This window comes from Martelella sp. UBA3392 (assembly GCF_002358775.1).
Classification (GTDB): Bacteria; Pseudomonadota; Alphaproteobacteria; order Rhizobiales; family Rhizobiaceae; genus Martelella; species Martelella mediterranea.
Genome location: NZ_DEPM01000238.1, coordinates 1 through 4,785, shown reverse-complemented (window position 1 = coordinate 4,785; position 4,785 = coordinate 1). Strand labels below are relative to the sequence as shown.

Below are 4,785 nucleotides of genomic sequence, written 5' to 3'. Positions count from 1 at the left end.
GGTTGTGGCGATCGCAGTGTAGGGGAGACGGGCGCGGCCGTCACGGGCACTGAAGGAGACCCCGCTGTCGCGGGCCGCGATGGCGGCAATGGCAAAGACGAGGAGGCTGCCTAGACATGGCCAAGAAGAGAAAGGTTCGAAGCAAGGGCCCTGTCAAACGGCACCACCTTCGTCTTCGTCTTCGCCGTCTCCGTCACGCCCTTGCCGCCGCGCGAGCATTCGCTGAAGCGCAGTCGCGGTTGTCGTGAATTCCATGGCGCTTTTCGTGTTGGAGAATATTCCGGTGAACTCAGTGATCAGATCAGCCGCGCCTTCGATTGGCTCCGCCACGCCGTCCCCCATCTGCGACCTGGCGAAGTCCGCCGTCACTTGCAGCCTTTCGACCATTTCCTCCCTGGTAAGCAGGCCCTTGTCGATGAGCGCACCGGCCAGGCACACGAACATCATCGTGTGCCCCTGGATCAGCTCCTCGGTTTCTTCCAGCCAGTCGGATGACATCGGCTTTCCCCTCACTGTCGGTTGTGGCGATCGCAGTGTAGGGGAGACGGGCGCGGCCGTCACGGCACCCCTGCCTGTCGTGACGGCCCGTCTCAGCCCCGGCCGGGAGGCCCGGTGAGATGGCGCGGCACACGAACGATCCCCGGCAACTGGACCTTGAAAATTACTACATCGTGCCGCAGGCGCCCGAACCGTCGGCCGGGAGTCTGGCGATGGCGGCCGAGCTGTGCGCGGCGCTGTCACGGGCACTGAAGGAGACCCCGCTGTCGCGGGCCGAGGTGGCGGCGCGGATCAGCGATCTGACCGGGGACGTGATCACCGAGCCGATGCTCAACGCCTGGACGGCAAAGAGCCATGACCGCCACCGGTTTCCGTTCGAATACGCCGCCGCATTCGAGGTGGCAACGGACAGCACAGCGCTCCAGCACCTGCTGGCGGGCAAGCGCGGCAGTCTGGTGCTGGTGGGCAAGCAGGCGCGAGACGCGCGGCTGGGCCTGCTGCGCCGGAAGGTGGCCGAAATGCGCGCCGAGGAACGCGCCCTGATGCGGGAGCTGGACGCGGAATGATGACGCCCAAGGATATCAGCCCCGACGCCCCGGCGTCCATGAACAGGGACCGGCAGCCGGCCGGCCGGGAGGCCGCCGCCGCGCACTCAAAGCTGTTGGCCGAAAGCGAGCTGACCGAGGGCGAGTGGGAAGCGCTTCACGTCCTCGCGATGCTGTTCGAGAAATTCCCCGACATCGTCCGGATCATTCGATTGCTCGCCGACCGTCTGGAAGCCGGCGGAGATGGCCGATGACCGGCCAGTGGTTCAACGCCGCTGAGATCGCGGCAATGGATATTCCAGGCCTTCCTACGACCCAGCGACGGATAAAAGACAGGGCTGCCCGAGATTGCTGGGAGGAAAGACCTCGCCGCGCTGAACGCGGGGGCGTTGAATACCACACAACATCCCTCCCTCTTGAAGCCCGCCAGGAACTCGCCCGGCGCCACCTTCAAGAGGTTCACCCGTCCCCGCTGGACGTGGTTCCCGACGAACAGTTGAAAACAGCGCAGACCGGCCTTGCGCGGTTGGCCGAGACGAACGGCGCCGCCCGCGACCGTGCAGAGACGAAGCTTGCGCTTATCGCGACGTTCGAAGCTTGGCGAAAGGTTTCCGGCCTTGCGGTGAAGCCGGCGCGCACCGCCTTCGCGATGCTCTGGAACGAGCGCCAAATCCCGGCTCCGGACGCACTCTATTCCGCCATTCCGCAAACCTCGGATTCGACATTGCGGCGCATCCAGCAGCAACTCGGCTCCGAAGGCGCCGCACGCCTCGGCGGCAACCAGGGAAAGCACCGCAAGGGCGCCGGGGTGATCGACAGCGACGAAGACTTGCGGCAACTGATCCTCGGCATGATCAAGCTGTATCCGAAGGCGGATGGACAGGCGAAGAAGATCATGCGGGCGCTCCGGGCGCGGGAAAGTCAGTTCGAAAAGCTCCCGTCTTTCCGCTCGGTTCAGCGCTGGTTGCAGAACCACCGAAACCAATTCAAGCAAGAGCATCTGGCGCATTCAAATCCGGACGCATGGCGCAGCACCTACATGGCCGCGAGCGGGTCCGCGAGCGAGGGCATAGAGGTCATGAACCAGCTCTGGGAGCTGGACAGCACGCCGGGCGACGTGATCCTCGCGGACGGCAAGCGGCACGCCCTGATAGGCGCTATCGACGTCAAGACGCGCCAGCTCAAGGTGCTGGTTTCCCGCACGTCGAACTCGGCCGCTATCGCCGCGCTCACCCGGAACTGCCTCCTCGATTGGGGCGTGCCGAAGAAGGTAAAGACCGACCAAGGCGCGGACTATACATCCGTGTCCACCCGCGCCGTCTTCGAGTCTTTGGATGTAGATCAGGAACTTTGCCCGCCTTTCTCGCCCTGGCTGAAGCCGCATATCGAGCGGGCCTTCAGAACCCTCCTGCACGGGCTCTTTGAGCTGCTGCCGGGATATGTCGGTCACGATGTAGTCGAACGTCAGTCGATCGAGGCCCGCAATTCGTTCGCAGAGCGGATGATGAACAGGAAAGAGAAGCAATCGGTAACGATCGGCGCTCTTACGGCAGACGAGCTACAGGACCTTTGCGATCGCTGGATATCGCATGTGTACGAGCGCGAGCCGCACGGCGGGTTGAATGGCATGACGCCGTTCGAAGCGGCTGCTGCGGAAACGGGTCCGGTTCTGCGGATCGAAGACGAGCGGGCGCTTGACGTTCTCCTTCTGCCGGTCGCTCAAGGCAGTGGCTGGCGCCAAGTGCAGAAGAAGGGGATTTCGGTCGAGGCGATCCATTTCGACGCACCGGAACTTGGCGGATATGAAGGCCAGACCGTCCGCGTTCTCCTGGATCAGGCCGACGCCTCGGCGATCTACGTTTTCGAGGAAGCCGGGCCGTTCATATGCCGGGCCGTGGCTCCGGAGCGCGCCGGTGTATCCCGCACCGAGATTTCCCAGAAGCGGAAAGCGAACCAGCAAAAGAAGATCAAGGAATTCAAATCGGAACTTCGGCGGGCCGCATCGAATGCGCGGGTTGACGATATTGTCGGCGAGATCCTGGCCGATGCCAAAAACCGCGCCGACACGGTGACACCTTTCCCGAAACCGGCCATAGCGCACACCACACCCGAGATCGAGGAGGCAGGCCGCGCGGCCCGTGTTCACGAGGCACCGCTTGCCGAAATCCACACCCTGCCGGAACGCGCGGCCGACAAGCCCGTCGCGGGCGAGCGGACGGTGTTTGCAAGCGATGTTGATTACGCGGCCTGGCTGATCGGAAACCCCGATCAGGTGACCAGCGAGGACCGCGATTATTTCCGGGGAGCCCTGCGCACGCAGCGCATCCGGATGCTGTTCGATGCCCACGGCATCGATGCCGAAACCCTGCATGACCTTTTGGAGCGAAAAGATGCGAGGACAATTCGTACAGACGGCGAACGCGCGAGCGTTTCTTGAGGGCGTAACTGCCCTGAAGCTGCGGGGCGCGGACGAAGCCTGCCTGATGGTCGTTGACGGCCAGCCGGGGCTTGGCAAATCGCAGACGCTTAGCTGGTGGGCCACACAGACCGGGAGCCCGTTCCTGCGGGCCAAGGATCAATGGACGCCTAACTGGATGCTGCGGGAGCTGCTGCAAAGCCTCAACGTGTCCTATGAGCGCTCCTTCGAGCGCAACTACGGCCATGCGCTGCGCGCTCTCGGTGAGCGGCTGATGCATGCGCAAGCTCAGGACATGGAGCTTGGTGTAGTCATTGACGAAGCCGACCACGTTGTCAGCAAGGGCGCGCTACTGGAGACCCTGCGGGACCTCTCCGACACACTGGAAATTCCGTTCATTCTGGTCGGCATGGGGCAGATCCGGTCGAAGTTGAAGCGCTTCCCGCAGGTTTCCTCCCGCGTTGCTCAATATGTCCAGTTTAACCCGTCCGGCGCCGATGATGTCCGAGCCCTGGTGAATGCCTATTCAGCGGTCGAGATCGCACCGGATCTGATTGACCGGGTGGTCGAGCTGTCCGGCGGCAGGTTCCGCGAAGTCAAGGAAGCGATCGCCGCCATCAATCGTTTCGGCGCCCGGAACAAAGGGACCGTCACGATTGACGCCATGCGCGGGCAAACGCTGATGAACCAGCGTGAAACCGGCAAGCCGATCAAGGTGCTCTGATGACCGGTATCGCCACCACTCAAAACCGGATTATCGGCGTGCTTGAACCGGGCATTTGCCTGACAGCTGATGAGCTGTCGGAAAGACTGCCAGAGGTTGACCGGGGCGAGATCATCAAGAGCGTCGGGCGCATGTGCTCGCATTCCATTTGCGAGCGCGTGGAGCGCGGGTGCTACCAGCTCACGGACCGGGGCGTAGCGGTCAAGGCCGAGGGCAAGCCGCTGACCAGCGGGCCGCGCGGGCCGCATACCCGGAAGATCCGCAAAAATCGCAAGATGACATTTCGCGAACGGTGCTGGAACGCGATCCGGATCAAGAAAAAATTCACCCGCGATGACCTGGTGATGATGGCCGCGACAGGCGGCGAGAAAGACCCATACAGCAATGCTCTGAAATATATCAGCGCATTGGAGAAAGCCGGGTATCTGCGGCGACTTCCAAAGGAAATCGGCATCGCGCCAACCTCTAACGGCTTCGTCCGTTGGGCTTTGTTCGATCACATGAATACCGGGCCGGCCGCGCCGATCATCCGAACCAAGGGCGGCGGTATCTATGACCCGAACCGGGATGAGATTCTGGGAGGCGCCAATGGCTAGGCGCGG

Annotated in this window: 6 protein-coding genes; 5 read left to right on the top strand and 1 reads right to left on the bottom strand. The window is 62.9% G+C overall.

The window, feature by feature from the left end:
- Positions 1 to 153: 153 nt before the first annotated feature.
- Positions 154 to 498: a hypothetical protein gene (locus tag B4E36_RS18925; protein WP_345900695.1), complete on the bottom strand. Its 345-nt coding sequence runs from the start codon at positions 496 to 498 to the stop codon at positions 154 to 156.
- A gap of 119 nt (positions 499 to 617) precedes the next feature.
- On the opposite strand from B4E36_RS18925, the gene B4E36_RS18920 reads away from it, so the two are divergent.
- The 5 genes from B4E36_RS18920 to B4E36_RS18900 are packed head-to-tail and all read left to right on the top strand — an operon-like array spanning position 618 to position 4,779.
- A complete protein-coding gene (locus tag B4E36_RS18920; RefSeq protein WP_345900694.1) occupies positions 618 to 1,064 on the top strand; it encodes a hypothetical protein in 447 nt (148 codons plus the stop codon).
- A complete protein-coding gene (locus B4E36_RS18915) occupies positions 1,061 to 1,297 on the top strand; it encodes a hypothetical protein (RefSeq protein WP_345900693.1) in 237 nt (78 codons plus the stop codon). The genes B4E36_RS18920 and B4E36_RS18915 overlap by 4 nt, the downstream gene beginning before the upstream one ends.
- Positions 1,294 to 3,480: a Mu transposase C-terminal domain-containing protein gene (locus B4E36_RS18910; RefSeq protein ID WP_345900692.1), complete on the top strand. Its 2,187-nt coding sequence runs from the start codon at positions 1,294 to 1,296 to the stop codon at positions 3,478 to 3,480. Before B4E36_RS18915 ends, B4E36_RS18910 begins: the two co-directional genes overlap by 4 nt.
- Positions 3,434 to 4,183, top strand: coding sequence for an ATP-binding protein (locus B4E36_RS18905; protein WP_345900691.1), 750 nt, complete (start codon positions 3,434 to 3,436; stop codon positions 4,181 to 4,183). The genes B4E36_RS18910 and B4E36_RS18905 overlap by 47 nt, the downstream gene beginning before the upstream one ends.
- Positions 4,183 to 4,779 carry a hypothetical protein gene (locus B4E36_RS18900; protein WP_345900690.1) on the top strand — a complete coding sequence of 199 codons (597 nt, stop codon included), beginning with the start codon at positions 4,183 to 4,185 and terminating at the stop codon, positions 4,777 to 4,779. Before B4E36_RS18905 ends, B4E36_RS18900 begins: the two co-directional genes overlap by 1 nt.
- Positions 4,780 to 4,785 lie beyond the last annotated feature (6 nt).